Origin of the sequence: Streptomyces sp. NPDC021096 (assembly GCF_040641275.1) — a bacterium.
Classification (GTDB): Bacteria; Actinomycetota; Actinomycetes; order Streptomycetales; family Streptomycetaceae; genus Streptomyces.
This window is the reverse complement of the sequence record NZ_JBFADG010000003.1, coordinates 211,479-236,558: the sequence shown is the minus strand read 5'-3', so window position 1 is coordinate 236,558 and position 25,080 is coordinate 211,479. Positions and strand designations below refer to the sequence as shown.

Annotated in this window: 24 protein-coding genes; 14 read left to right on the top strand and 10 right to left on the bottom strand. The window is 71.6% G+C overall.

Annotation, left to right across the window (positions count from 1 at the left end; all coding sequences use genetic code 11):
- Positions 1-84: 84 nt before the first annotated feature.
- Positions 85-747 (top strand): helix-turn-helix domain-containing protein, encoded by a 663-nt coding sequence (locus tag AB0G59_RS07465; RefSeq protein WP_360909019.1) that lies wholly within the window; start codon positions 85-87, stop codon positions 745-747.
- A 32-nt stretch (positions 748-779) separates the two neighbouring features.
- Positions 780-2,285 (top strand): MFS transporter, encoded by a 1,506-nt coding sequence (locus AB0G59_RS07460; RefSeq protein WP_360909017.1) that lies wholly within the window; start codon positions 780-782, stop codon positions 2,283-2,285.
- 74 nt (positions 2,286-2,359) lie between these two features.
- On the opposite strand, the gene AB0G59_RS07455 is transcribed toward AB0G59_RS07460, so the two are convergent.
- Positions 2,360-2,893 carry a MarR family transcriptional regulator gene (locus tag AB0G59_RS07455; protein WP_360909014.1) on the bottom strand — a complete coding sequence of 178 codons (534 nt, stop codon included), beginning with the start codon at positions 2,891-2,893 and terminating at the stop codon, positions 2,360-2,362.
- A 155-nt stretch (positions 2,894-3,048) separates the two neighbouring features.
- Between AB0G59_RS07455 and AB0G59_RS07450 the strand changes: the two genes are divergently transcribed.
- Positions 3,049-3,843, top strand: a complete 795-nt coding sequence (locus AB0G59_RS07450; RefSeq protein WP_360909012.1) for a class III extradiol ring-cleavage dioxygenase — start codon at positions 3,049-3,051, stop codon at positions 3,841-3,843.
- A 176-nt stretch (positions 3,844-4,019) separates the two neighbouring features.
- Here the strand turns inward: AB0G59_RS07450 and AB0G59_RS07445 are convergent, their stop codons facing one another.
- The gene (locus AB0G59_RS07445) at positions 4,020-4,457 is read right to left on the bottom strand and encodes a hypothetical protein (RefSeq protein ID WP_360909010.1); all 438 of its coding nucleotides are present in this window, start codon (positions 4,455-4,457) and stop codon (positions 4,020-4,022) included.
- A gap of 87 nt (positions 4,458-4,544) precedes the next feature.
- Positions 4,545-5,072, bottom strand: coding sequence for an N-acetyltransferase family protein (locus AB0G59_RS07440; protein ID WP_360909008.1), 528 nt, complete (start codon positions 5,070-5,072; stop codon positions 4,545-4,547).
- Between the two features lie 159 nt (positions 5,073-5,231).
- Between AB0G59_RS07440 and AB0G59_RS07435 the strand changes: the two genes are divergently transcribed.
- A complete protein-coding gene (locus AB0G59_RS07435; protein ID WP_071965025.1) occupies positions 5,232-6,236 on the top strand; it encodes a sigma-70 family RNA polymerase sigma factor in 1,005 nt (334 codons plus the stop codon).
- A 110-nt stretch (positions 6,237-6,346) separates the two neighbouring features.
- On the opposite strand, the gene AB0G59_RS07430 is transcribed toward AB0G59_RS07435, so the two are convergent.
- A complete protein-coding gene (locus tag AB0G59_RS07430; RefSeq protein ID WP_360909006.1) occupies positions 6,347-7,321 on the bottom strand; it encodes a YafY family protein in 975 nt (324 codons plus the stop codon).
- A 97-nt stretch (positions 7,322-7,418) separates the two neighbouring features.
- Between AB0G59_RS07430 and AB0G59_RS07425 the strand changes: the two genes are divergently transcribed.
- From AB0G59_RS07425 to AB0G59_RS07410, 4 genes are all read left to right on the top strand, one after another.
- A complete protein-coding gene (locus AB0G59_RS07425; protein WP_360909004.1) occupies positions 7,419-8,936 on the top strand; it encodes an MFS transporter in 1,518 nt (505 codons plus the stop codon).
- Between the two features lie 126 nt (positions 8,937-9,062).
- Positions 9,063-10,325, top strand: coding sequence for a low temperature requirement protein A (locus tag AB0G59_RS07420; protein ID WP_360909002.1), 1,263 nt, complete (start codon positions 9,063-9,065; stop codon positions 10,323-10,325).
- Positions 10,326-10,337: 12 nt separating this feature from the next.
- Positions 10,338-11,429 carry a P1 family peptidase gene (locus AB0G59_RS07415; RefSeq protein WP_360909000.1) on the top strand — a complete coding sequence of 364 codons (1,092 nt, stop codon included), beginning with the start codon at positions 10,338-10,340 and terminating at the stop codon, positions 11,427-11,429.
- Between the two features lie 41 nt (positions 11,430-11,470).
- Positions 11,471-11,665 (top strand): hypothetical protein, encoded by a 195-nt coding sequence (locus AB0G59_RS07410; RefSeq protein WP_360908998.1) that lies wholly within the window; start codon positions 11,471-11,473, stop codon positions 11,663-11,665.
- Between the two features lie 6 nt (positions 11,666-11,671).
- On the opposite strand, the gene mscL is transcribed toward AB0G59_RS07410, so the two are convergent.
- The 5 genes from mscL to AB0G59_RS07385 form a co-directional block, all read right to left on the bottom strand.
- A complete protein-coding gene (gene mscL / locus AB0G59_RS07405; protein WP_360908996.1) occupies positions 11,672-12,151 on the bottom strand; it encodes a large conductance mechanosensitive channel protein MscL in 480 nt (159 codons plus the stop codon).
- Positions 12,152-12,595: 444 nt separating this feature from the next.
- Positions 12,596-13,477 (bottom strand): S-methyl-5'-thioadenosine phosphorylase, encoded by an 882-nt coding sequence (locus AB0G59_RS07400; protein WP_360908994.1) that lies wholly within the window; start codon positions 13,475-13,477, stop codon positions 12,596-12,598.
- Positions 13,478-13,578: 101 nt separating this feature from the next.
- Positions 13,579-13,884, bottom strand: coding sequence for an FmdB family zinc ribbon protein (locus AB0G59_RS07395; protein WP_071961679.1), 306 nt, complete (start codon positions 13,882-13,884; stop codon positions 13,579-13,581).
- A 66-nt stretch (positions 13,885-13,950) separates the two neighbouring features.
- Positions 13,951-15,261: an MFS transporter gene (locus tag AB0G59_RS07390; RefSeq protein WP_360908991.1), complete on the bottom strand. Its 1,311-nt coding sequence runs from the start codon at positions 15,259-15,261 to the stop codon at positions 13,951-13,953.
- A gap of 250 nt (positions 15,262-15,511) precedes the next feature.
- Positions 15,512-17,005 carry a potassium/proton antiporter gene (locus AB0G59_RS07385; protein WP_360908989.1) on the bottom strand — a complete coding sequence of 498 codons (1,494 nt, stop codon included), beginning with the start codon at positions 17,003-17,005 and terminating at the stop codon, positions 15,512-15,514.
- Positions 17,006-17,411: 406 nt separating this feature from the next.
- Between AB0G59_RS07385 and AB0G59_RS07380 the strand changes: the two genes are divergently transcribed.
- A complete protein-coding gene (locus tag AB0G59_RS07380; RefSeq protein ID WP_360908987.1) occupies positions 17,412-20,345 on the top strand; it encodes a penicillin acylase family protein in 2,934 nt (977 codons plus the stop codon).
- Between the two features lie 9 nt (positions 20,346-20,354).
- Here the strand turns inward: AB0G59_RS07380 and AB0G59_RS07375 are convergent, their stop codons facing one another.
- Complete coding sequence (locus AB0G59_RS07375; RefSeq protein WP_071965252.1) at positions 20,355-20,969, bottom strand: 5-formyltetrahydrofolate cyclo-ligase; 615 nt, start codon at positions 20,967-20,969, stop codon at positions 20,355-20,357.
- An 81-nt stretch (positions 20,970-21,050) separates the two neighbouring features.
- Between AB0G59_RS07375 and galU the strand changes: the two genes are divergently transcribed.
- From galU to AB0G59_RS07350, 5 genes are all read left to right on the top strand, one after another.
- Positions 21,051-21,953: a UTP--glucose-1-phosphate uridylyltransferase GalU gene (gene galU / locus AB0G59_RS07370; RefSeq protein WP_360908985.1), complete on the top strand. Its 903-nt coding sequence runs from the start codon at positions 21,051-21,053 to the stop codon at positions 21,951-21,953.
- Between the two features lie 4 nt (positions 21,954-21,957).
- Positions 21,958-23,268, top strand: a complete 1,311-nt coding sequence (gene glp, locus AB0G59_RS07365) for a gephyrin-like molybdotransferase Glp (protein WP_360908983.1) — start codon at positions 21,958-21,960, stop codon at positions 23,266-23,268.
- 64 nt (positions 23,269-23,332) lie between these two features.
- Positions 23,333-23,836 carry a cyclic pyranopterin monophosphate synthase MoaC gene (moaC, locus tag AB0G59_RS07360; protein ID WP_360908981.1) on the top strand — a complete coding sequence of 168 codons (504 nt, stop codon included), beginning with the start codon at positions 23,333-23,335 and terminating at the stop codon, positions 23,834-23,836.
- Entirely contained in the window at positions 23,833-24,339 is a 507-nt protein-coding gene (locus AB0G59_RS07355; RefSeq protein ID WP_071965255.1) for a MogA/MoaB family molybdenum cofactor biosynthesis protein, read from the top strand. Before moaC ends, AB0G59_RS07355 begins: the two co-directional genes overlap by 4 nt.
- Positions 24,336-24,986, top strand: a complete 651-nt coding sequence (locus AB0G59_RS07350; RefSeq protein ID WP_360908979.1) for a GNAT family protein — start codon at positions 24,336-24,338, stop codon at positions 24,984-24,986. Before AB0G59_RS07355 ends, AB0G59_RS07350 begins: the two co-directional genes overlap by 4 nt.
- Positions 24,987-25,080: the final 94 nt, after the last annotated feature.

Genomic DNA, 25,080 nt, shown 5'->3' with positions numbered 1-25,080 from the left:
GTTCTCCCCGTTTAACTGAGCGTTCCTGTCAAACGGGGAGCGGATCCCCGTTTATCACTTGTCTCACGGAAAGGAGCGCCGGCCGTGCCAGATACGCCGCAGCCCCGCCTCCGCGCCGACGCCCTGCGCAACCGCGAACGGATCATCGCGGCCGCCCGTGAGGCGCTGGTCGAACACGGGGCCGAATCCTCGCTCGATGAAATCGCTCGACGCGCCGGGGTCGGAAATGCCACGCTGTACCGGCACTTCGCGGACCGCCGCGAGCTGATCCATCACGTCACCCTCTCCGTCATGGCCCGCATCGCGGACCGGGCCGAGAGCGCACGAGCCGAGGAGCGCGATGCTTTCCTGGCGCTGAGGCGCTTTGTCCACGCCGCGGCGGACGAGCGGATCGGGGCGCTCTGCCCCCTGCTCGCCGAGGGCGTCGACAAGGACCACCCCGACCATGTCGAGGCACGCGACCGGCTGGAAAGCGCGATCGAGGCGTTGATGGCCGCCGCCCGTGATTCCGGGCAACTGCGCTCCGACATCGCCATCGGCGACCTGATGGTGGCCATCACCCAGCTCACCAGACCGCTGCCGGACACCGGCTGCATGGACTTCGACCAGTTCGTGCACCGGCACCTCCAGCTGTTCCTGGACGGCCTGATGACGCCCGCCCGGTCCCAACTCCCCGGATCGCCCGCCACGCTGGAGGACCTGCGCCGCAAGTTCCCGTCCTCCGCCCACGACTTGTCCCACCGGTAGTACACACCGCACTTCGCTAGGTAGGCCCACGCATGCCCGATCTGACCACGCAACCCGACCCCAGGCGCTGGAAAGCGCTCATATTCATCGCCCTGGCCCAGCTCATGGTCGTGCTCGACGCGACCATCGTGAACATCGCGCTGCCCTCGGCCCAGACCGACCTCGGCATCTCGGACGGCAACCGGCAGTGGGTCATCACGGCCTACGCCCTCGCCTTCGGCGGCCTGCTGCTCTTCGGCGGCCGCGTCTCCGACCTGTGGGGCCGCAAGCGTGCGTTCGTCGTCGGCCTGATCGGCTTCGCGGCCGCCTCCGCCCTCGGCGGCGCCGCGGTCAACACCGGCATGCTGCTGGGCGCCCGCGCCCTGCAGGGCGTCTTCGGCGCGCTGCTCGCGCCGGCCGCGCTCTCGCTGCTCGCCGTGCTGTTCACCGAGGCCAAGGAGCGCGCCAAGGCGTTCGGCATCTTCGGTGCCATCGCCGGTGCCGGTGGTGGCGTCGGCCTCATCCTCGGCGGCCTGTTCACCGAGTACCTCAACTGGCGCTGGACGTTCTTCGTGAACATCCCCTTCGCCGTCGTCGCCGCGATCGGCGCGATCGCCGTGATCCACGAGCCGGCCGGCAGCCGCAACCCCTCGAAGCTGGACGTCCCCGGCGTCATCCTGGCCACCCTCGGCCTGGTCTCGCTGGTCTATGGCTTCACCCGCGCCGAGTCCGACGGCTGGACGTCCGGTGCCACCATCGGCCTGTTCGTCGCCTCGGCCGTGCTGCTGTTCGCGTTCGTGGTCGTCGAGAAGAAGGTCAAGGCCCCGCTGCTGCCGCTGCGCGTGCTCACCGACCGCAACCGCGGCGGCGTCTACGTCTCCCTGGGCCTGGCCGCCATCGCGATGTTCGGCCTGTTCCTCTTCCTGACCTTCTACCTGCAGGTCGTCCGCGGCTACTCGCCGGTCAAGACCGGTCTCGCGTTCCTGCCGATGATCGCCACGATGATCGCCGGTTCCACGCAGATCGGCACCCGGCTGATGACCCGCGTCCCGGCGCGCTGGCTGATGGGCCCGGGCTTCCTGCTGGCCGCCGTCGGCATGGTGCTGCTCACCCAGATCGACCTGGACACCTCGTACACCTTCGTGGTGCTGCCCGGTCTGCTGCTGATGGGCCTCGGCATGGGTACGGCCTTCATGCCGGCCATGAGCCTGTCCACCTACGGCGTCCAGGCCCGTGACGCCGGTGTCGCCTCGGCGATGGTCAACACCTCGCAGCAGGTCGGCGGCGCCATCGGCACCGCGCTGCTCAACACCATCGCCGCCAGCGCCACCACGGACTACTTCAAGTCCCACATGGAGCCCGGCGCGAACCAGAAGATACTCACCTTCCAGTCGATGGTGCACGGCTACTCCACCGCGGTGTGGTGGGCGGTCGGCATCCTGGCGCTGGCCGCGCTGGTCGCGGTCGTCTTCGTCAACGCCGGTCACCAGGGCGGCCCGGCCGCCGCCTCCGGCGACGGCGAGAGCGCCGAGGAGCTCGTCCCGGTGATGGCCCACTGAGGCCCTCGCCGCGCCACCCGTGATCCTTGTGGGCCCCCGCCGTCACCGGCGGGGGCCCACGCGCGTACTCCCGCTCAGCGCAGCCAGGGCAGGTCCGCGCCGGCCGGCTGCAGGCCCGTCGCGATGATGCGGCAGGCCTCGCCGAACTGGGCCGCCTGCTCCGGCGTGAGGCGGTCGAAGACCGCCGCGCGGACGGCCGTCACATGGCCCGGCGCGGACCTGCGCAGCATCTCGAAGCCCTCGTCCGTGAGGACGGCCAGCTGTCCCCGCTTGTCGGAGGGGCACTCCTCGCGCCGCACCCAGCCGTTCTTCTCCAGCCGGGCGATGGCGTGCGAGAGCCGGGAGCGGGTGATCTTGGCGTGCTGGGCGAGCTCGGTCATGCGCATCCGGCGGCGCGGTGCCTCGGAGAGCTGGACCAGCAGCCCGTAGTAGATGTGCGGCATGCCGGCGTCGCGTTGCAGCTGCCGGTCGAGGTGGTCCTCCAGGAGCGTGTAGGCGTGCATGTACGCCCGCCAGGTGTCCTGCTCTGCTTCGGTGAGCCAGCGGGGTCCGGCCTTGGCCCCCGGGGCCTCCGCGGCTACCGCGCTCTCCGCGGGTCGGTTCGTCATGACATCCACTGTTCCACTCGCCGGTTCTCGTGCTTCCGCAAGGCTGATGCTTGAAGTTTCAATAAGATGGAGTTAAGGTCGGGGTCGAGCTTAGAGCTTGAGACTTCAAGCAATGCTCGGCAGGACCCCCACCAGCACCCCGAGGAGGCTTCCCGATGCAGGTCACCGGCGCCCAGGCCGGCGGGCGCATGCCCGCCCTCTACCTCTCGCACGGCGCGCCGCCCCTCGCGGACGATCCGCTGTGGCCCGGCCAGCTCGCCGCCTGGGCCGGGGACCTGCCCCGCCCCTCCGCGATCCTGATGGTCTCCGCCCACTGGGAGGAGGCCCCGCTCGCCCTGGGTGCTACCGAGGCGGTGCCGCTCGTGTACGACTTCTGGGGCTTCCCGGAGCGCTACTACCAGGTGCGTTACGCGGCCCCGGGCGCCCCCGCCCTCGCCGAACGGGTGCGCAAGACGCTGCGCGGCGCCGGCATGCCCGTCCAGGACCTGCCCGACCGGGGGCTCGACCACGGCGCGTACGTCCCCCTCGTGGAGATGTACCCCGACGCGGACATACCCGTGCTGCAGATGTCGCTGCCCACGCTCGACCCGCGGCGGCTGCTGGAGGTCGGGCGCAGGCTCGCGCCGCTGCGCGACGAGGGCGTGCTGATCGTCGGTAGCGGCTTCTTCACCCACAACCTGGCCGCGCTGCGGCACGCGGGCACCGCCCCGCCCGCCTGGTCGGCCGAGTTCGACGCCTGGGGGCGCGAGGCGCTCGGGCGGCAGGACGTCGACGCGCTGCTGGACTTCGGGAACAAGGCCCCGGCGGCGCGGCTGGCTCATCCGCGCACCGAGCACTTCGCACCGCTCTTCGTCGCCCTGGGCGCCGCCGAGGGGGAGTTGGGCGGCCAGCGTTCCGTCATCGACGGCTTCTGGAGCGGTCTGGCGAAGCGCTCGGTGCAGTTCGGGTAGGGCTCCGGGGCCTCCTGGACCGTGCGGCCTGTCATGCAAGTGCCTGTAGGTGCCATGCAGTTCACGCTAGGCGGGTGGGCGCGCATGCGGAACCGTCCATGGTCCTACGACCGGTCCGCGACGTTCCCGGCCGGTATGTGACCGGTCGGGGGCGGATCGGGACCGGTACGTGCCCGTCAGTGCTCGTGCTCGTAGAAGACGTAGTACGCCACCAGGCCCATGCACAGGCCGAAGACGAGCCCCATCCCGGCCGAGCGCAGCACCGAGACACCCGTCAGGCTGCGCAGGAAGCCGATGCTCGCGCCGAAGAGCGCGCCGAACGCGGCCGCCCGCACCTCCGTGATCATCCTGTCGCGCCCGCGGATCAGCACGAGGCCCAGGCCCATGGAGACCAGGGCGGCCACCAGCCCCAGCAGCCAGCCGGAGAGCTCGGAGAAGCCGTTGTCGTGGGCCAGGAAGACGGTGTAGAGGCCGAAGACGACGCCGCCGACGACGGGGACGGCCCACGTCCAGCGCTCGGCGCGCCCGCCGTAATGGACATGACCCGTACGGGGGACGGGGCCGGGGCCCTCATGGGCGTGGTGCCGCCCGGGCATGATCGAGTGCGTGGACATGAGGGCTCCTCTCACTCACCCCCGTCCCACCAGGGCACACCCGCCCCACACCCCGGGCAACTCGATCACCTGACCGGGTGGCCCGGTTCAGGCCCCGCCGAGCGTCCGCTCATAGTGCGTCACGTCCCAGTACCGCCCGAACTTCCGCCCCACCTCGCGGTACGTCCCCACGACCGAGAAGCCGAAGCGCCGGTGCAGCCGGTCCGAGGCCGGGTTCGGCTCGGTCACGCCCGCGTACGCGCGGTGGACGTCCTCGGCGGCCAGCGCCTCGAAGAGCGCCTCGTACAGCAGCGTGCCGATGCCCCGCCCTGCCGCCCCGGGCGCGCAGTACACGCTGACCTCGACGGAGGTGCTGTAGGCGGCCTTGGCGTGAAAGGGACCGCTGGTCGCGTACCCCAGAATCCGGCTTTCCGGGCCTTCCGTGGCAACCAGAAGCCGGTACGGGCCGTCTTCGGAGTAGGAGAGCAGCCACCGCCGGCGCTCCTGCGGGGTGAACGGGGTGACGTCGAATGTGATGGCCGTCTCACGGACGTAGTGGTTGTAGAGCTCCGTGAGGGCCCCGAGGTCGGCTTCGGTACCCGGCCTGACCTGCACTTCCCCTGGCTGCGACGGCATGCGACCCCCCTCTGTGGCCGGACAGGGTACTGCATGATCACAGAAAAGAAGACGCATCAGGGGAATTCTGTCCGGATTCCGGCCGTTCTTTACTTCGGATGGGGCGCCCGCCCGGGTGTCCGGTCCGTCCCGCGACCGTCTCATCGCAAGGGAGCACGCATGGCAACCCGTGCCGTCGCCCGTCGTCAGACCACCACCAAGGGCGCTGACGAGGCAAGCAGTGTTCGCGCCACAGGCGGGGAGATCGCCGATCGCGACCTGGTCGGCATGTACCTCGACGAGATCGCGCGTACGCCCCTGCTCGACGCCGCCAAGGAGGTCGAGCTGTCGCAGACCATCGAGGCGGGCGTGTACGCCCAGCAGATACTCGACGGCCTCGAGGACGGCGGCGCCAAGGCCGGCGAGGCCTCCCGCGAGGAGCTCGAGGCGCTGGCCGCCGAGGGTGCCCGGGCCAAGGACGTCTTCATCAAGTCCAACCTGCGCCTGGTCGTCGCCGTCGCCCGCCGCTACCCGCGCAGCGGCCTGCCGCTCCTGGACCTGATCCAGGAGGGCAACGCCGGCCTGGTGCGCGCGGTGGAGAAGTTCGACTACACCAAGGGATTCAAGTTCTCCACGTACGCCACGTGGTGGATCCGCCAGGCCATCACCCGCTCGATCGCCGACCAGTCCCGGACGATCCGGCTCCCCGTCCACCTGGTGGAGGAGCTGGGCCGCATCCGCCGGGTGCAGCGCGAGTTCAACCGCGAGAACGGCCGCGAGCCCGAGCACGCGGAGATCGCCGCCGAGCTGGGCACCACGCCCGAGCGCGTCGGTGACGTGCTCGACTGGGCCCGCGACCCGGTGAGCCTGAACATGCACGTGGACGACGAGGGCGAGACCCAGTTCGGCGACCTGCTGGAGGACACCTCCGCCGTATCGCCGGAGCAGTCGGTCATCGCACTGCTGCGCAGCGAGGAGCTGGAGGGGCTCATCGGGCGCCTCGACCACCGCACCGCTTCGATCATCAAGGCGCGCTACGGCATCGAGGACGGCCGCGAGCGCACGCTCACCGAGGTCGGCAAGCAGCACGGCCTCACGCGCGAGCGCATCCGGCAGATCGAGAAGCACGCGCTGCTGGAGCTGAAGAAGATGGCCCATGACACTGGTTTCGACGCGGCGGCTTAATTGGGCATAACCTAGTCATAACCCCCTAGAGCGGGCCCCGGCGCACTCCCCCCCTTGCGCCGGGGCCCTTTTTCTATTCCCGCCTTCCCGGTGGGACGGGCCCCGGCGGGTCAGGACACGGCGGCGGGGCCGGCGGCGCGGCTGATGCGGGCGCCCAGCTCACCCAGATGCTCGACCAGCTCCCGGGGCTCGTGCGCCTCGAACTCGCAGTCCACGAGAGCGAGCCGGAAGGCCACCCACTCCAGCGAGTCGGACGTGGTGACGTCCAGCCGGCAGGTGTCGTCGTCGACCCGCACCGGCGTGCCCAGCCACTGCGGCAGCCGGGCCGCCACGAACTCCACGGGAGCCCGGAACGTCGCCACGACGCGGTACGTGGGCTGGAGCCGGGCCATGGACCGCTTCAGGAACTCCGACGCGTCCGCCACCGGCAGCTCGCGCGGGGTGAAGCGCGCACCCGTGGCGAACGGCTCGCTCACCCGGTCGACCCGGAAGGTGCGCCAGTCGTCGCGGTCGATGTCGTAGGCGACCAGATACCAGCGGCGCCCGGTGCTGATCAGCCGGTGCGGCTCCACCAGGCGCTTCATCGACGTGCCGTCGCCCTTGCGGTAGGCGAAGCGCAGCCGTTCGTGGCCGGTGGCGGCCGAGGCCATGGCGGTCAGGGTGTGGGGGTCGACGGTCGCGCCGTCCCCTCCGGTCAGGGGCACCATCGCCGCCTGCAGCGCGGAGACGCGGTGCCGCAGCCGGGACGGGAGCACCTGCTCCAGCTTGGCCAGGGCCCGCACGGACGCCTCCTCGATGCCCTCCACGGCATGGCCCGCGCCCGCCCGCAGGCCGACCGCGATGGCGACCGCCTCCTCGTCGTCCAGGACGAGCGGGGGCAGAGCGGCTCCGGCCGCCAGCCGGTACCCACCGTCCGCTCCCATCGTTGCCTGTACGGGGTAGCCGAGGTCGCGGAGCCGCTCGATGTCCCGCCGGATCGTGCGCGGACTGACACAGAGCCGCTCGGCGAGCTCGCTGCCGGGCCATTCGCGAGGTGTCTGGAGGAGCGACAGCAGATTCAGCAGCCGTGCCGGGGTGTCGGTCATGCCGTCCAGGTTGCCAGCGATCTAGGACACGTACTGACCTATACGCGGGTTAGCTTTTGGGACGACCCCGGCGAACCATCAGGAAGGCAGTACCCCTGTGACCACCACAGCGACCACCGATCCGCCCCTCGAGGGCGCCGCCGACCGCCGCCGCTGGCTGGCGCTCGCCGTGGTGATGACCGCGTCGTTCATGGACCTCGTCGACGTCACCATCGTCAACATCGCCATGCCGAGCATCCAGCAGGACATCGGCGCCTCCTTCAGCATCCTGCAGTGGATCACCGAGGGCTATGCGCTCGCGTTCGCGGCCGGACTGATCACGGGCGGGCGGCTCGGTGACATATACGGGCGCAGACGGGTCTTCCTGCTGGGCATGGGCGGCTTCACGCTCGCCTCGATGCTCTGCGGCATCGCCGGCGACCCGCAGCTGCTCGTCGCCGCCCGCGTCCTGCAGGGCGCGACCGCGGCCCTGATGGTGCCGCAGGTGCTGGCCATCGTCCACGCCACCTTCCCCGCGCACGAGCGCGGCAAGGTCTTCGGCATGTTCGGCGCGATCGTGGGCCTCGGGGCCGTCTCGGGGCCGATCCTGGGTGCCCTGCTCACGCAGTGGAACCTCTTCGGGCTGGAATGGCGGCCCATCTTCCTGGTCAACCTGCCGGTCGGCATCGCGGGCCTGATCCTCGGCCGCACCTTCATCTCCGAGTCCAAGGCGCCCCAGGCCCTGAAGCTGGACCTGGTGGGCGTCGTGCTGGCGACGGGCGGCGTGCTGATGCTGCTCTACCCGCTGACCCAGGGCCGCGAGCACGGCTGGCCGCTGTGGGGCAACCTCTGCATGGCCGGCAGCGTGCTCGTCTTCGCCGCCTTCGTCCTCTACGAGCGCCACAAGACCCGCAAGGACGGGTCGCCGCTGGTCGAGCTGTCGCTGTTCAAGGTCAAGAGCTTCGCCGCCGGTATCGGCGTGGAGCTCGCCTTCGGCATCGCCTGCGGCATCTTCTTCCTGATCTGGACCCTGTACATGCAGATCGGGCTGGGCTGGAGCCCGCTGCGCGCCGGCCTGACCGGCATCCCGTTCTCCATCGGCGTGTCGGTGGCCGCCGGCATCTCCGTGCAGAAGCTCGTACCGCGCTTCGGGCGCAAGGTGCTGCAGGCGGGCGCGGTGGCGATGATGGCCGGCGTCATGCTCTACATCTGGGAGTCCCACCACTTCGGCACGGACATCCAGCCCTGGCAGATGGCGCTGCCGCTGACCGTCATGGGCCTCGGCATGGGCCTGATCGTCGCGCCGCTGACCGAGACGGTCATCGCCAAGGTGCCCCAGGAGCACTCCGGTTCCGCGTCCGGGCTGATAAACACCACGCAGCAGCTCGGCAACGCCGTGGGCCTCGGCCTGGTGTCGGTCGCCTTCTTCAACGCGCTGGACGAGCGCGCGGTCGCCCAGGGCCGCGCCGGACAGGCCTTCGGGGAGGCGTTCCGCCACGGCATGTGGTGGGTCGCCGGAGTGCTCGCCGTGGTGCTGGCGCTGATGTTCGTCCTGCCGCGCAAGTCCGCCGCCCCCGCCCCGGCCGCCGAGGGCGAGGCCGCGGAGCCGGCCAAGGAGCCCCTGGCCGCGCACTGACGCACCCCGGTCCGCACAGCGGTCCCGTCGGCCCCCGCCCGCACTCCGGGCGGGGGCCGACGGCTTTGCACGGCCTTCCCCCGCGCACAACGCGCGGCGTGCGGGGGCAGCGGTGACAATCGCCCTATGAGCGAGGACTCGCCCCCCGCCCGGCCGCCTTCCGGCCTGCTGCGCCGGATGGCCGAGCGCGGCCGCGACGAGGAGCACCGCACCGCGACACCGCTGGAGCTCTTCTTCGACCTGTGTTTCGTGGTCGCGGTGGCGCAGGCGGGCCGGCAGCTGGTGCACTCGCTGGCCGAGGGACACCCAGGCCACGGCATCCCCGGCTATCTGATGATGTTCTTCGCCATCTGGTGGGCCTGGGTCAACTTCACCTGGTTCTCCTCCGCCTACGACACCGACGACGTGCTGTACCGCGTGGTGACGCTGGTGCAGATCGCCGGGGTGCTGATCCTGGCGGCGGGCATCCCCCGGGCGTTCAACGACAGCGACTTCTCCCTGGTCTGGTTCGGCTATCTGGTGATGCGGCTGGCGCTGGTCTCCCAGTGGCTGCGCGCCGCACGCGCCTGCACCGGCGCGGAACGCGGAACCGCGCTGCGGTACGCCATCGGCGTCTCCCTCTGCCAGGTCGGCTGGCTGGGCGTGCTCCTGCTGCCCGATCACGCCAAGCCGTGGGTCTTCCTCGTGATGGCGCTCGTGGAGATGGCCGTGCCCGCGCTCGCCGAGCGGGACCGGCCCACCGCCTGGCACCCGCGCCACATCGCCGAGCGCTACGGCCTGTTCACCATCATCGTGCTCGGCGAGACGGTCGCGGCCGCCACGGTGGCCGTGCAGTCGGCGGTCGACGAGCAGGAGGCGCTGGACGCCCTGCTGCCGATCGCCGCAGGCGGGCTGCTGCTCATCTTCGCCGCCTACTGGATCTACTTCGCCGTGCCCATCCACCTCCACCTCGCCTCCAACCGCCAGGCGTTCCTGTGGGGTTACGGCCACTACCTGGTCTTCGGCTCGGCGGCCGCCATCGGCGCGGGCATCGAGGTGGCGGTCGAACAGGCCACCGGCAAGGCCCACATCTCCGACGTCGCCGCGGCGGCCTGCGTCACCGTCCCCGCCGCGCTGTTCATGTTCTCCGTATGGCTCATCCACTCCCGCCACCACAAGCGCGGACCCGCCCAGCAGTTGGTCCTTCCGCTCGCGGCCCTGGCCGTGCTGGCCTGCACCTGCGCGGGCGGTGCGGCGGCGGTGCTGCTGGCCGGGCTGGTCGGAGCGCTGACCGTGGCCCTGGGCGTCACGCTCGCGGCGAGGCGCCCGGAGACCGGCACGGGCGACGAGGACGACCCGGACCGCAGCAAGCCGTCCGAAAGGCCTCAACAGGCGGGCGGCGGTGCGTGATACGCATGAGGGATGACTGATGCTCGTAAGCCGATGGATGCGCTGACGGACGTGGCCGGACTGCGGGTGGGGCACGCGCAGCGGACCGGGGGAGGGGCGCTGACCGGGACCACCGTGGTGCTCACCGAGCCGGGCGGGGCGGTCGCGGCCGTGGACGTACGGGGCGGCGGCCCCGGGACGCGGGAGACGGACGCCCTGGACCCGCGCAATCTCGTGCAGCGCGTCGAGGCGATCGTGCTCACCGGCGGCAGCGCCTACGGGCTGGACGCCGCGTCCGGGGTGATGGCCTGGCTGGAGGAGGCGGGCCGCGGCTTCCGGGTGGGACCGGACCCCGCCCAGGTGGTGCCCGTGGTGCCGGCCGCCGCGCTGTTCGACCTGGGCCGCGGCGGCGACTGGCGGGCCCGCCCGGACGCCGCGCTCGGCCGGGAGGCGGCCGAGGCGGCGGCCCGTACCCCCTCCGGCGCCCCCGTGGCCCAGGGCAACGTCGGCGCCGGCACGGGAGCGGTGGCCGGCGGCCTCAAGGGAGGCATCGGCACCGCCGGCGCCGTCCTGCCCTCGGGCGTGACCGTCGCCGCCCTCGCCGCCGTCAACGCGGCCGGCGCCGTGGCCGACCCGGCGACGGGCGTGCTCTACGGGCGCCTGTACGAGGGCGGCCGGGTCGCCTACCCGGAGCCGGAGCGCCACCGCGCCGCCCGGCAGGCCCTGGATGCCGCCCGCCGGGAGTCGGCCGAGCGCTGGGCCGGATCCGTGCGGCCCCCGCTGAACACCACCATCGCCGTCGTCGCCACGGACGCCGCCCTCACCCGCGCCCAGGCGCAGAAGCTCGCCGGCACCGCCCACGACGGCCTGGCCCGCGCCGTGCGGCCCGTCCACCTGCTGACCGACGGCGACACCGTCTTCGCGCTGGCCACGGGCGAGCACCCGCTGCCCGAGGAGGACCACCTCCCCGGCAGCGCCGACTTCGCGGCGGGGGCCGTCAACGAGATCCTGGCCGCCGGCGCGGACGTGCTGACCCGCGCGGTGGTCAAGGCGCTGCTGGCCGCGGAGGGCGTCGACGGCCCCGGCGGCGTCTTCCCCTCGTACCGGGAGCTCTACGGGGACTGAGGCGAGGGCCGAGGGGCCCGGCGCGCCCGTACCCTGGAGGCATGAGCACCGCCCCCGAACCCCGCGCGCCCCGGCCCACCCCGGCCGCCGCACTGATCTTCGACGATCCGCTGTCGCAGCAGTCCTCGGACGACACGGACCGCGGCTGGGGCGACCGCCCGGGCCGGAGCGACAGCGAGAGCAGCGCCGCCGACCTGGCCCGGTTCCTGGACGAGAAGCCGCCCCACCACCTCTGAGGCGCGCTAGCGCGGCGCCGGCACGGAGTCCGAGCCGGGGCCGCGGCGCTGCTCGATCAGAGTGTCCCGGATCTGGGCCAGCAGCTCGATCTCGGTCGGCTCGGCGGGCTTGTTCTCCGCCGGGGCCTTGGCGGCCTGGCGGTCCTGCCAGCGCTTCATGGGCAGCAGCATCAGGAAGTACACGACCGCCGCCGTGATCACGAAGGTCAGCGTGGCGCTGAGCACCGCGCCCCACTGGATGTAGACGCCCTTGGTCACCTCGCCCGTCGCGGCGCGGGCGCACGGGCCCTTGAGGCAGGCCGCGTAGTGGTCGAGGTCCTTCGTGCCGAAGGCGCCGACCACGGGGTTGATGACACCCTTGACCACAGAGTTCACGATGTTGGTGAACGCCGCCCCGATGACGACGGCGACCGCGAGGTCTACCACGTTGCCCCGCATCAGGAATGCCTTGAAGCCTCCAAGGACCCCTGTCTTCTTCTCGCTCACCGAACAGCCTCTCTCTGTGCGCACCTGTGACGGAATGGTCGATTCCATAAGATACGAGAGAAAACAGCCGCTCTGTCCACTCGCGCAACACGATCAGCCCACGCGCCAGTGGGCCGGCACGGACGAGCACAGCGCCACCACGCCGGCGACCGCCACCACCCCGGCCGCGACGATCCCCCGCCGCCTTTGACCGTAGTGCCCGCGCCGCCCGACCCGCACCGGCGCGAACATCGGCACTCGGCGCCCAGGGGGAGCCCAGGAGGGCGGACGCGCCGCCGGAGGGGAGGGGGACATGGAGGAAAAGGGCACCGGAACCACCGCCTGTCGTGAGGAACCCCGAACCGGACGCCCCTCACGATCCCCGCTTCCGCCCCATCCCGCTGAGCCCTGTGGACGACCCGCGGCTTGTGGAAAACCCCGCCGCCCGCCCGGGTGACGCGCCCGCTACGGCAGCGTGATCCCCAGGTCCCAGCCGTCGTGGGCACGCGTGCACAGGCAGGACCGGTCCGCCGTCTTCGGCAGTGCGCCCACGGCGTCGAAGAGCACCTCGCGCAGCCGGTCCACGTTCTCCCCGAAGACCCGCAGCACGTCCTCGTGCGAGACGCCCTCGCCCGTCTCGGCGCCCGCGTCGAGGTCCGTGACCAGCGACATCGAGGTGTAGCAGAGGCCCAGCTCACGGGCCAGCACGGCCTCCGGGTGCCCGGTCATGCCGACCACCGACCAGCCCTGCGCCGCGTGCCACCGCGACTCGGCCCGGGTCGAGAAGCGGGGCCCCTCGATGACGACCATCGTGCCGCCGTCCACCGGCTCCCAGCTCCGCCCGCGCGCCGCCGCCACCGCCACCGCGCGCCCGGCGGGGCAGTAGGGGTCGGCGAAGGTCATGTGCACGACCTTCGGCACGGTGCCGTCCGCCAGGGGCTCACCGTCGAAGAAGGTCTGCGTGCGGGACTTCGTACGGTCCACCAGCTGGTCCGGTACGAGCAGCGTCCCCGGCCCGTACTCCTCCCGCAGGCCGCCCACCGCGCACGGGCCCAGCACCTGCCGCACGCCGACCGAGCGCAGCGCCCAGAGGTTGGCCCGGTAGTTGATGCGGTGCGGCGGCAGCCGGTGGTCGCGGCCGTGGCGCGGCAGGAAGGCGACCTTGCGGCCGGCCAGTTCGCCGAGGAAGAGCGAGTCGCTCGGCGCACCGTAGGGAGTCTTCACGGTGATCTCGGTCACATCGTCGAGGAAGGAGTAGAACCCCGACCCGCCGATGACGCCTATCTCCGCCGTTCCCGCCGTTCCCGCCGTTTCCGCGGGCGTTGCTGCGCTGATCGTGTCGGCCATGCGGTCACCCTAACCGCCGTTCCGCGCCGTGCGGAGGGCACGGAACGACGAAGCCCGCCGCCTCACGGGGAGGCGGCGGGCTTCGGTGCGTACGCGGTGCGTCAGGCGGCCGAGCTGCTGCTCGTGCTCGACGACGACGTGCTCGTGGAGCTCGTGGACGTGGAGGAGCTGCTCGAGGTGGACGACGTGGAAGTCGTCGACTTCGCCGCCGGGCTGCTGCTGGACGACGAGCCGCGGCTGTCGTTCCGGTAGAAGCCGGAGCCCTTGAAGACGATGCCGACTGCAGAGAACACCTTCTTGAGGCGTCCGTCGCACTGCGGGCATACGGTCAGGGCGTCATCGGTGAACTTCTGCACCGCCTCGAGGCCCTCGCCGCACTCGGTGCACTGGTACTGGTAAGTCGGCACTTGCTCCTCCTGGCACTCTCACTCGTTGAGTGCTAACGACGCTCAATAGTGCAGTATTCCGGTCCGTCAGTCCACCGAAACCGGCTCACGGTGACCGACCCCACGTGCCGCGACGACCGACTCGCCCTTCGGGGTGAGCGCCTTGCGCAGCGCCAGCAGGACCACCAGGGCCAGGACCGTACCGCCCAGCGGCACCAGGAAACCGGTGCTCGCGCTGTGGGCGTCGATCAGCCGGCCGCCCACGGTGGCGCCGGCCGCCTGGCCCAGGCCGACCGCGCCGGTGAGCCAGGTGAACGCCTCGGTGCGGGCGCCCGCCGGGACCAGCTTCTCCACCAGCGTGTAGCCGGTGATCAGCGAGGGGGCGATGCACAGACCCACCAGCATGCCGAGGGCGCCCAGCAGGACCATGTGGTGCGCGGCCCACAGCGGGATCGTGGCCAGCACCAGCAGCGGGTAGGCCAGCAGCAGACGGCGCTGCGGGCTCGTCTTCCAGGCGATGACGCCGCAGGCTATGCCCGCGATCATGTTTCCGGCCGCGAAGGCGCCGTACATCAGACCGTTCAGGCCCGGGTCGCCCATCTCCTTGGTGAAGGCGGTCATCGACACCTGCATGCCGCCGAAGACGGTGCCGATGCCCAGCATGACGATCGCCAGCACCCGCACGCCCGGCACGGACAGCGCGGAGACGCGCTTGCCGGCCTCGGCGGCGCCGGCCGCCGCGCCGCTCGGCTGCGGCTGCGTGCGCCGCTGCGAGGCGAACAGCAGACCGCCGGCCAGGGTCAGCACGGCCTCCGCGACCAGACCGGCGGCCGGGTGGACGCCCGTGCACAGCGCCGTGGCCAGCACCGGGCCGATCACGAAGGTGAACTCGTCGGTGACCGACTCGAAGGCCGCGGCCGTCGGCATCAGCGGCGAGCTTCCCCCAGACTCCGTCTGGGAGGTGCCCCCAAGTATCGAGGCCCACCGCGCCCGCACCATCGGCCCGATCTGCGGGGTCGACGCACCGGCCGGCACGGCCGCCGCGAGCAGCGCCCACAGGGGCGCGTCCGACAGTGCGAGCACTGTCAGCAGCGAGATCGCGGCGGCGTGCACGATGACGCCGGGGATCAGCACCGCGGCCTGTCCGAAGCGGTCCGCGAGCTTGCCGCTCTGCGGGGCGAACAGGGCCATGGCCACGCCCGCCGTCGCGGAGACGGTGCCGGCGGTGCCGTACGAGCCGGTGGTGTGGTTGACCAGCAGCAGGATGCCGATGGTCAGCATCGCGAAGGGCTGCCGGGCCAGGAAACCGGGGAGCAGGAACGACAGCGCGCCGCGCGTGCGCAGCAGGCTGCCGTACCCGGGGCGTGCCCCGGCGGTGTCGTTGACCGTGGATGCCACGGCCGGGCCTTTCCGCCGCCTGGTAGCACGCCCCGAACGGGGTCGCCGCACGGTGCGCGCCGAGAGCTGTCCTCTCGCGCAGGACCGTGGTAGATGCCTATCCGGCCGCCTTGTGTCGCGCGACCGCGGCCGCCGTGCGGTCGCGCCAGCCCTGCATCAGGCAGAGTTGGTTCGGTTTGTTCGGGAAGAGTTCGTAAACGAACGCTACGTAGCGGAAATCCTCACTACATGAGCGAATAGCTTACTTAACCTACTTCCTCTTTACCAGACCCCTCTTTGCCTTCCGCTTTGCGGAAGCATCCGCGGGACCTTCGGCCGCCAGGGTGGCCGTGCCCAGCCAGCCCGCGAGCTTGCCGCCCTCGCCCACCGCGCGCAGCCGCCGCTCGGCGGCGTCGCGCACCGGATCGGTGGCGACCACCAGTAGCTCGTCGCCGTGGCGCAGGACGGTCGTGGGCCCCGGTACGAAGCTGGAGCCGTCCCGGACGACCAGGGTGACGGCGGCCCCCGCGGGCAGCCGCAGCTCCGAGACCTCCACGCCGTGCATCTTCGAGCCCTCGGGGATCGCGACGGACAGCAGGTGCCCGCGCAGCCGCTCCAGCGGGGCCGACTCGATGCCCAGGTCCTCCGGCTCGTTCTCGCCCAGCCGCAGGTGCCGGGCCAGCCAGGGCAGGGTCGGGCCCTGCACCAGGGTGTAGACGATCACCAGGATGAAGACGACGTTGAAGATCCGGCGGCTGTCGGAGACGCCGGCCACCATGGGGATGGTGGCGAGCACGATGGGCACCGCGCCGCGCAGCCCGGCCCAGGACAGCAGTGTCTTCTCCTGCCAGGACGTCCGGAAGGGCGCCAGGCTCAGGAACACCGACACCGGCCGGGCGATCATGGTGAGCACCAGCCCCACCACCAGCGCCGGCATGATGTCGTCGCCCAGCTCGTGCGGGGTGACCAGCAGGCCGAGCAGGACGAACATGCCGATCTGCGCGATCCAGCCCAGCCCCTCCGCGAAGCCGCGGGTGGCCGGCCAGTGCGGCAGCTTGGCGTTGCCGAGGATCAGCGAGGCGAGGTAGACGGCCAGGAAGCCGGAGCCGTGGGCCAGCGCGCCGGCCGCGTAGGCGGTGACGGCGATGGCCATCACGGCGATCGGGTAGAGGCCGGAGGCGGGCAGGGCCACGTGCCGCAGCCCGTAGGCGCCCAGCCAGCCGATGGCGAGGCCGCAGGCCGCGCCGATGGCCAGCTCCAGCGCGATCCTGCCCAGGAGCATGTACCAGTCGTCGACCGGGCCCGCGGCCGAGAAGGCGACGACGAGGATGACGACGGGGGCGTCGTTGAAGCCGGACTCGGCCTCCAGGACGCCGGTGAGCTTGCTGGGCAGCGGAACGTTGCGCAGCACGGAGAAGACGGCGGCCGCGTCCGTGGAGGACACCACGGCGCCGATGATCAGGGCGTGGCGCCACTCGACGCCGGCCAGATAGTGCGCGGCGGCCGCGGTGACGCCCACGCTGACGGCGACACCGAAGGTGGAGAGCACGGCGGCGGCCGGCAGGGCCGGCTTGATCTCGTGCCACTTCGTGCCGAGACCGCCCTCGGCGAGGATGACGACCAGTGCGGCGTAACCGATGACCTGGGTGAGTCCGACGTCATTGAAGGAGACGCCGATGCCGTCCTGGCCGATGGCGACGCCGATGCCCAGATAGATGAGCAGGCTGGGCAGCCCGCTGCGTGAGGAGACCCGTACCGCCGCCACCGCGACGAGCAGAACGAGCGAGCAGATCAGCAGGAGTTCGTTGAGGTGGTGGACAGTCAGGGGCCGGTCCCTTCACGAGGTCTTCCACGGGCGTCGTGCGTCGGTGTCTTCACGGTATGACCGAAACGTTCCTCCTGATCCTTGACGGTGGTCCGGCCGCCCTCTCGACAGCCTTCCGGTCAACGTCCCGTTCGGCATCCTCGACGGCCCTGCCGACGACTCGCCCTACGGCCGGACAACTGTTCAGCCGACGGGAAGTTAATTTCCTCATCTAATATTTTACGGGTTCTTGACGCCGCATCGTCGCGCCGGTGGCTCTGATCGGCACCGAGTCCGGGCGCTGTCCGCCCTGCGCCTATGGTTGCTTCCAGCATTCCAGGACCACACTGCCCCTCTAAGGACAGCGATGCCCGCCAACAAGACCGGCCCCGCCAAGAAGAAGAAGGGGCGACGCGCCCGCCTGCTCGTGATCACCCTCGTGCTGCTGCTCGTGGCGGGCGTCGCCTACGGCTCGTACTGGAGCGTCAGCACCGTTCGCGCCTCCTTCCCGGAGACGGAAGGCACTCTGCAGCTCAAGGGCCTCTCCGGAGAGGTGAAGGTCGCGCGCGACAAGAACGGCATTCCGCAGGTGTACGCGGACAGTGCCGAGGACCTCTTCCGCGCCCAGGGCTTCGTGCAGGCGCAGGACCGGTTCTGGGAGATGGACGTCCGCAGGCACCTGACGGCCGGACGGCTCTCCGAGATGTTCGGTTCCGGCCAGGTGGAGACCGACGCGTTCCTGCGGACCATGGGCTGGCGCAAGGTCGCACAGCAGGAGTACGACTCCAAGCTGTCGCCGACCACCAAGAAGTACCTGCAGGCCTACTCCGACGGAGTCAACGCCTACCTGAAGGACCGCAAGGGCAAGAAGCTGTCCGTCGAGTACGCGGCCCTGGAGTTCGAGAACGACTACGCGCCCGAGCCCTGGAGCCCGGTCGACTCCGTCGCCTGGCTCAAGGCCATGGCCTGGGACCTGCGCGGCAATCTGCAGGACGAGATCGACCGTTCGCTCTCCGCCTCCCGCCTGAGCCCGCAGCAGATCGAGGAGCTGTACCCGGCGTACCCGTACGACCGGAACAAGCCGATCGTCGAGGGCGGCTCCGTCGACCCCACCGGCAAGACCTACGACCCCAAGGGTGCCGCCGCGGGCGCCACCCAGCCGGGCACCGCCGCGGGCGCGGCGACGGGCGGCGCGGGCGCCGCCGGGGGCCTGCGCTCCAGCCTGGCCTCGCTGTCGAGCACCCTGGAGAAGGTCCCGGCACTGCTCGGCCCCAGCGGCAACGGCATCGGATCCAACTCCTGGGTCGTCTCCGGTCAGTACACGACCACCGGCAAGCCGCTGCTGGCCAACGACCCGCACCTCGCGCCGCAGATGCCCTCGCTCTGGTACCAGATGGGCCTGCACTGCAACAAGACCAGCGCGCAGTGCCCGTACGACGTGGCCGGCTACACCTTCTCCGGCATGCCGGGCGTGGTCATCGGCCACAACCAGGACATCGCCTGGGGCATGACCAACCTGGGCGCCGACGTCTCCGACCTGTACCTGGAGAAGGTCACCGCCGACTCCTACCTCTACGACGGCAAGCAGCAGGCCTTCGCCACCCGCAAGGAGACCATCAAGGTCGCGGGCGAGAAGAGCCGTGAGATCACCGTCCGCGAGACCAACAACGGACCGATCGTCTCCGACCGCAACGACGAGCTCGTCAAGGTCGGCGAGAAGGCGCCCGTGAAGGACCCGGCGCCCGACCGCGGCGAGGGCTACGCGGTCGCGCTGCGCTGGACGGCGCTGGACGCCGGCAAGACCATGGACGGCCTCTTCGCGCTGAACCAGGCGAACGACTTCACCTCCTTCCGCAAGGCCGCGGCCGACTTCGAGGTCCCCTCGCAGAACCTGATCTACGCCGACACCAAGGGCAACATCGGCTACCAGGCCCCCGGCCGCATCCCGGTCCGCGGCAAGGCCGGCAAGGGCGAGGAGCCGGCCGGCCAGACCGGCGCGAACACCGGCCAGACCGGCACCGGCAACACCCCGAAGGCCGACCTCAACGGCGACGGCAAGATCGACGCCCGGGACGAGGCCGCCAAGGCGGACGGCAGGACCGACGGCAAGACCGAGGCCCCCGTCGTCGACGGCCGCTACCCGGCCCCCGGCTGGGACCCGGCCTACCAGTGGACCGGCTGGGTGCCGCAGTCCGCGCTGCCGTACGACTACAACCCCAAGCGCGGCTACATCGTCACCGCCAACCAGGCCGTCGCCGACAAGAAGTACCCCTACCTCCTGACGCAGGACTGGGGCTACGGCGCCCGCAGCCAGCGGATCAACGACCTCATCGAGTCGAAGATCAAGGACGGCGGGAAGATCTCGACCGACGACATGCAGAAGATGCAGCTGGACAACAGCAGCGAGATCGCCAAGCTGCTCACGCCCTACCTGCTCAAGATCGACCTCAAGGGCGCCAACGAGCGCGAGACGAAGTACGTCCGCGAGGCGCAGAAGCTGCTGAAGGACTGGGACTACAACCAGGAGGCCGACTCGGCGGCCGCCGCGTACTTCAACGCGGTCTGGCGCAACACCCTCAAGCTGGCCTTCGGCAACAAGCTCCCCAAGGAGCTGCGGGCCAAGGACCAGTGCCTGCGGGTGCGCCCGGCCGACGGCCCCCGCCCCCAGGAGGACCTGGACGGCAGCACCCGCCTGGTCGTGGAGTGCGGCGAGCGCGAGCCCGACAACGCCCAGCCCGACGGCGGCGACCGCTGGTTCGAGGTCGTCCGCAACATCCTCGACAAGCCCGACAACGCGTGGTGGCGGACCAACGGCACCCGCGCCAACCCCGACGAGCGCACCCGTAACCGCGACGAGCTGCTGGCCCGCGCGATGAAGGACGCCCGCTGGGAGCTGACCTCCAAGCTCGGCAAGGACGTCACGCAGTGGAGCTGGGGCCGCCTGCACCAGCTGACGCTGAAGAACCAGACCCTCGGCAAGGAGGGCCCGTCCATCGTCAAGTGGATGCTCAACCGCGGGCCCTGGAACCTCGCCGGCGGCGAGGCGGCCGTCAACGCCGCCGGCTGGAACGCCGCGGGCGGCTACGACGTGATCTGGGTGCCGTCCATGCGGATGGTCGTCAACCTCGGCGACCTCGACAAGTCCCGCTGGATCAACCTCACCGGCGCCTCGGGCCACGCCTACAACGCCCACTACTACGACCAGACCGACAAGTGGGCCAAGGGCGAGCTGCTCCCCTGGGCCTACAGCGCGGACGCGGTCAAGAAGGCGGCGGACGCGACGCTGACGCTCAAGCCGTAGCCGGCCGTCTCACGGCCGGAAGCGGCGCACCCCGCCAGGGGTGACCACCGCGTGCACGGGGTGGTCGTGCGGTTCCTCCGGGACCCGCGCGACCACCTCGTCGTCGTAGAGGAGCACCACGCGCGCGGGGTCGGCCCCCGCCCGGTCCAGGCGGGCCAGGACCCGGTCGTACGAGCCGCCGCCGCGCCCCAGCCGCAGCCCGCGCCCGTCCACGGCCAGCCCCGGCAGCAGGACGGCGTCCGCCCGCGTCACGGCGTCGGGGCCCAGCCGCTCGCCGTCGGGCTCCAGCAGCCCCTTGGCGGCCCGCACGAGGTGGTCCGCGCCGCGGTAGAGCCCCCAGTCGAGGTCGTTGTCGGGGAGCAGGACCGGCAGCAGGACCCGCACGCCCCGCGCGCGCAGCGCGTCCAGCAGCGCGCGCGTGCCCGGCTCGCCGCCGACCGAGACGTACGCGGCCACCGTCCCCGCCCCCGCGAGCTCCGGCAGCTCCAGCGCCCGCCGCCCCAGCGCGGCCTCCGCCGCCTGGATGTCATCCTTGGTCAACCCCGACCTCACCGCCAGGAGGGACCGCCGCAAGGCGGCTTTGCTACGGTCGACGGGGGCGGGTGTTCCGGCGGACTCGATCATTGTTCGTACAAACTCCTTGTCTCGGGTCATACTCGGCGGAGTCACATCTTCCGCTCAATCTCAACGGATAGTGTTCGGCCCATGACTCAATCCCGCCCTCGGATCAGCAAGGCTGTCATCCCAGCCGCCGGGCTCGGAACGCGTTTTCTCCCCGCCACCAAGGCCACGCCCAAGGAGATGCTGCCGGTCGTCGACAAGCCGGCGATCCAGTACGTGGTCGAGGAGGCCGCCCACGCGGGGCTGTCGGACGTCCTCATGATCACCGGACGGAACAAGCGTCCGCTGGAGGATCACTTCGACCGCAATTACGAGCTCGAGGAGGCCCTGCGCCGCAAGGGCGACGACTCCCGGCTCGCCAAGGTCCAGGAGTCCAGCGACCTGGCCACCATGCACTACGTCCGCCAGGGCGACCCCCGGGGCCTGGGCCACGCGGTGCTGTGCGCGGCCCCGCACGTCGGCGACGAGCCCTTCGCGGTGCTGCTCGGCGACGACCTCATCGACGCCCGTGACCCGCTGCTCTCCCACATGGTCGAGATCCAGCGCAAGCACGGCGGCAGCGTGATCGCGCTCATGGAGGTCGAGCACGCCCAGATCGGCCTCTACGGCTGCGCGGCGGTCAAGCCCACCGACACCGACGGTGTCGTCGAGGTCACCGGCCTGGTCGAGAAGCCCGACCCCGACGAGGCGCCCAGCAACTACGCCGTGATCGGCCGGTACGTCCTCGACCCGGCGATCTTCGACGTGCTGCGCGAGACCGAGCCCGGCCGCGGCGGCGAGATCCAGCTCACCGACGCCCTCCAGGCGCTGGCCGCCGAGCCGGGCCTCGGCGGGCCCGTGCACGGCGTGGTCTTCAAGGGCCGCCGCTATGACACCGGTGACCGCGGTGACTATCTGCGTGCCATTGTCAGACTGGCATGCGAACGTGAAGACCTGGGCCCCGACTTCCGGGCCTGGCTTCGAAGTTACGTCACCGAGGAGATGTAGCGCTTTGAGCAGGACCGCCGACAAGGCCGCCAGGGGGGACCGCCTCTGGTCGGTGGACGAGCACCTCGACGACATCCTCGGGAAGATCCGCCCGCTGGAGCCGATCGAGCTGCAACTCCTGGACGCCCAGGGCTGTGTGCTGGTGGAGGACATCACCGTCCCCGCCGCCCTGCCCCCCTTCGACAACAGCTCCATGGACGGCTACGCCGTCCGGGCCGCCGACGTCGAGGGCGCCAGCGAGCAGTTCCCGGCGGTGCTCACCGTGGTCGGCGACATCGCGGCGGGCAGCGGCGAGCGGACCGCCGTCGGCCCGGGCGAGGCCGTCCGCATCATGACCGGCGCCCCGGTGCCGCCCGGCGCCGAGGCCGTCGTCCCCGTCGAGTGGACCGACGGCGGCACGGGCGGCGGCCCCGTCACCGCCATGGCCGCCGGGCCCGGCACGAACGGCGCCGGCGGCGAGGTCCGCGTCCACCGCCCCGCCGCCCCCCGCGCCCACATCCGCGCCCGCGGCAGCGACGTCGGCGCCGGCGAGATCGCCCTGAAGGCCGGCACGGTCCTCGGCCCGGCCCGGATCGGCCTGCTGGCCGCCATCGGCCGCGCCACCGTGAAGGTCCGCCCACGAGCCCGCGTGGTGATCCTGTCGACCGGCAGCGAGCTCGTCCCGCCCGGCGAGCAGCTCGCCGCCGGGCAGATCCACGACTCCAACAGCTTCATGCTCACTGCCTGCGCCCGCGACGCCGGAGCCATCGCCTACCGCGTCGGAGCCGTCGAGGACGACCCCCACACGCTGTGCGCCACCCTCGAGGACCAGCTCATCCGCGCCGACGCGGTCGTCACCAGCGGCGGCGTCAGCGTCGGGGCGTACGACGTGGTCAAGGAGGCCCTCTCCGGGCTGACCGGCGAGGAGGGCAGCGTGGCCTTCCGCCGGCTGGCCATGCAGCCCGGCAAGCCCCAGGGCTTCGGCCGCATCGGCCCCGACCGCACCCCCCTCTTCGCCCTGCCGGGCAACCCCGTCAGCTCCTACGTCTCCTTCGAGCTCTTCGTACGGCCCGCCCTGCGCGCCCTGATGGGGCTCGAGCCCTTCGCCGACCGCCGGACCGTCCGGGCGGTGTGCGCCGAGGGCGTCGAATCCTCGCCCGAGGGCCGGCGCCAGTACCTGCGCGGCCACTACGCGGACGGGACCGTCACCACGGTCGGCGGCGCGGGATCACACCTGGTCAAGGCACTCGCCGACGCCAACGCCCTGATCGTCGTCCCCGAGGACGCCACCTGCGTCCCACCGGGCACCGAACTGGACGTGGTGCTTCTCGACTGACCGGCCGCCCCGCCGGGTACGGTGGCTGCCCACAAGCACCACAGGGGCCCGGACCGGGAGAACGATGAGCAGCGCGCAGGAGCATCTCACCCACCTCGACGACGCGGGCGCGGCCCGCATGGTCGACGTCTCGGCCAAGGAGATCACCGCCCGCACCGCCCGGGCCAGCGGCCGGGTGCTCGTCGCGCCGCGCGTCGTGGAGCTCCTGCGCGGCGAGGGCGTCCCCAAGGGCGACGCCCTCGCCACCGCCCGCATCGCCGGGATCATGGGCGCCAAGCGCACCCCCGAGCTGATCCCGCTCTGCCACCCCCTCGCCCTGTCCGGGGTCACGGTCGACCTCACCCTCGCCGACGACGCCGTCGAGATCCTGGCCACCGTGCGCACCACGGACCGTACGGGCGTGGAGATGGAGGCCATGACGGCCGTCGCCGTCGCCGCTCTGACGGTGGTCGACATGGTCAAGGCCGTCGACAAGAGCGCCGTCGTCACCGACATCCGGGTGGAGGAGAAGACCGGCGGCAAGTCCGGCGACTACGTACGCCCCGCGGCCACCGGCGGCGCCGTATGAGCCCCCGCCCGGACACCGCCTACCGGGCGCTCGTGGTGACGGCCTCCAACCGGGCCGCCGCCGGGGTATACGAGGACAAGGGCGGCCCCCTCCTCGCCGAGGGCCTGGGCCGCATGGGCTTCGCCGTGGACGGCCCGCGCGTCGTCCCCGACGGCGACCCCGTGGAGGCCGCCCTGCGGGAGGCGGTCGCGGCCGGCTACGACGTCGTCGTCACCACCGGCGGCACCGGCATCTCGCCCACCGACCGCACCCCCGACGCCACCCGCCGCGTCCTCGACCACGACATCCCCGGCATCCCCGAGGCCATCCGCGCCGAGGGCATGGCCAAGGTGCCCACGGCGGCGCTCTCCCGGGGGCTGGCCGGAGTGGCCGGCCGAACACTGATCGTCAACCTCCCCGGCTCGACGGGCGGGGTGCGCGACGGCCTGGCCGTCCTGGAGCGGCTGCTCGTCCACGCCGTGGACCAGCTGCACGGCGGCGACCACCCGCGAAGCCCCGCATGAACATCTGGCCCGTCGAGCTGGCGGACGGCGACATCGCCCTGCGCCCCATAAGGCTGCGCGACCAGCGCGCCTGGCGCGAGGTCAACCGGCGCAACCGCGACTGGCTGCGCCCCTGGGAGGCGACCGTCCCCCCGCCCCCGCCCGGCGTCCCGCCCGCCCAGCGCCCCACCTACCGGCAGATGGTCCGCCACCTGCGGGCCGAGGCGCACGCCGGGCGGATGCTGCCGTTCGTGATCGAGTACCGGGGCCAGCTGGTGGGCCAGCTGACCGTCGCCGGGATCACCTGGGGCTCCATGTGCTCGGCCCACGTCGGCTATTGGGTGGACGAGGCGGTCGCGGGCCGGGGCGTGATGCCGACGGCCGTCGCGCTGGTGGTGGACCACTGCTTCCGCACCGTGGGGCTGCACCGCGTCGAGGTCTGCATCCGGCCCGAGAACCTGCCCAGCCGCCGGGTCGTGGAAAAGCTCGGTTTCCGTGAGGAGGGGCTGCGCCCGCGCTATCTGCACATCGACGGCGCGTGGCGGGACCACCTGGTCTACGCGCTGACCGCCGAGGAGGTCCCCGAGGGGCTGCTGACCCGCTGGCGGCGGTCCCGTCCGGTCGACGGAACGGGGGCCGGTGCGGGCGGCCCCGCAGAAATAAAATAAACGTTCGAATTTGACTGTCAATTGACGGTATTCGTTGACTTCCGGTCTCAGTAATCACAAAAAAAGTTCGAGATATCAGCCGGATCGTGCGACA

Coding starts and splice junctions, on each gene's coding strand:
- galU (WP_360908985.1), top strand. CDS start 21,051: ATGACTCAATCCCGCCCTCGGATCAGCAAGGCTGTCATCCCAGCCGCC.
- AB0G59_RS07435 (WP_071965025.1), top strand. CDS start 5,232: ATGGCAACCCGTGCCGTCGCCCGTCGTCAGACCACCACCAAGGGCGCT.
- AB0G59_RS07350 (WP_360908979.1), top strand. CDS start 24,336: ATGAACATCTGGCCCGTCGAGCTGGCGGACGGCGACATCGCCCTGCGC.
- AB0G59_RS07445 (WP_360909010.1), bottom strand. CDS start 4,457: ATGTCCACGCACTCGATCATGCCCGGGCGGCACCACGCCCATGAGGGC.
- AB0G59_RS07400 (WP_360908994.1), bottom strand. CDS start 13,477: ATGGCCGACACGATCAGCGCAGCAACGCCCGCGGAAACGGCGGGAACG.
- AB0G59_RS07420 (WP_360909002.1), top strand. CDS start 9,063: ATGAGCGAGGACTCGCCCCCCGCCCGGCCGCCTTCCGGCCTGCTGCGC.
- AB0G59_RS07375 (WP_071965252.1), bottom strand. CDS start 20,969: ATGATCGAGTCCGCCGGAACACCCGCCCCCGTCGACCGTAGCAAAGCC.
- AB0G59_RS07355 (WP_071965255.1), top strand. CDS start 23,833: ATGAGCCCCCGCCCGGACACCGCCTACCGGGCGCTCGTGGTGACGGCC.
- AB0G59_RS07460 (WP_360909017.1), top strand. CDS start 780: ATGCCCGATCTGACCACGCAACCCGACCCCAGGCGCTGGAAAGCGCTC.
- AB0G59_RS07440 (WP_360909008.1), bottom strand. CDS start 5,072: ATGCCGTCGCAGCCAGGGGAAGTGCAGGTCAGGCCGGGTACCGAAGCC.
- moaC (WP_360908981.1), top strand. CDS start 23,333: ATGAGCAGCGCGCAGGAGCATCTCACCCACCTCGACGACGCGGGCGCG.
- AB0G59_RS07415 (WP_360909000.1), top strand. CDS start 10,338: ATGACTGATGCTCGTAAGCCGATGGATGCGCTGACGGACGTGGCCGGA.
- AB0G59_RS07430 (WP_360909006.1), bottom strand. CDS start 7,321: ATGACCGACACCCCGGCACGGCTGCTGAATCTGCTGTCGCTCCTCCAG.
- AB0G59_RS07455 (WP_360909014.1), bottom strand. CDS start 2,893: ATGACGAACCGACCCGCGGAGAGCGCGGTAGCCGCGGAGGCCCCGGGG.
- AB0G59_RS07450 (WP_360909012.1), top strand. CDS start 3,049: ATGCAGGTCACCGGCGCCCAGGCCGGCGGGCGCATGCCCGCCCTCTAC.
- AB0G59_RS07380 (WP_360908987.1), top strand. CDS start 17,412: ATGCCCGCCAACAAGACCGGCCCCGCCAAGAAGAAGAAGGGGCGACGC.
- AB0G59_RS07410 (WP_360908998.1), top strand. CDS start 11,471: ATGAGCACCGCCCCCGAACCCCGCGCGCCCCGGCCCACCCCGGCCGCC.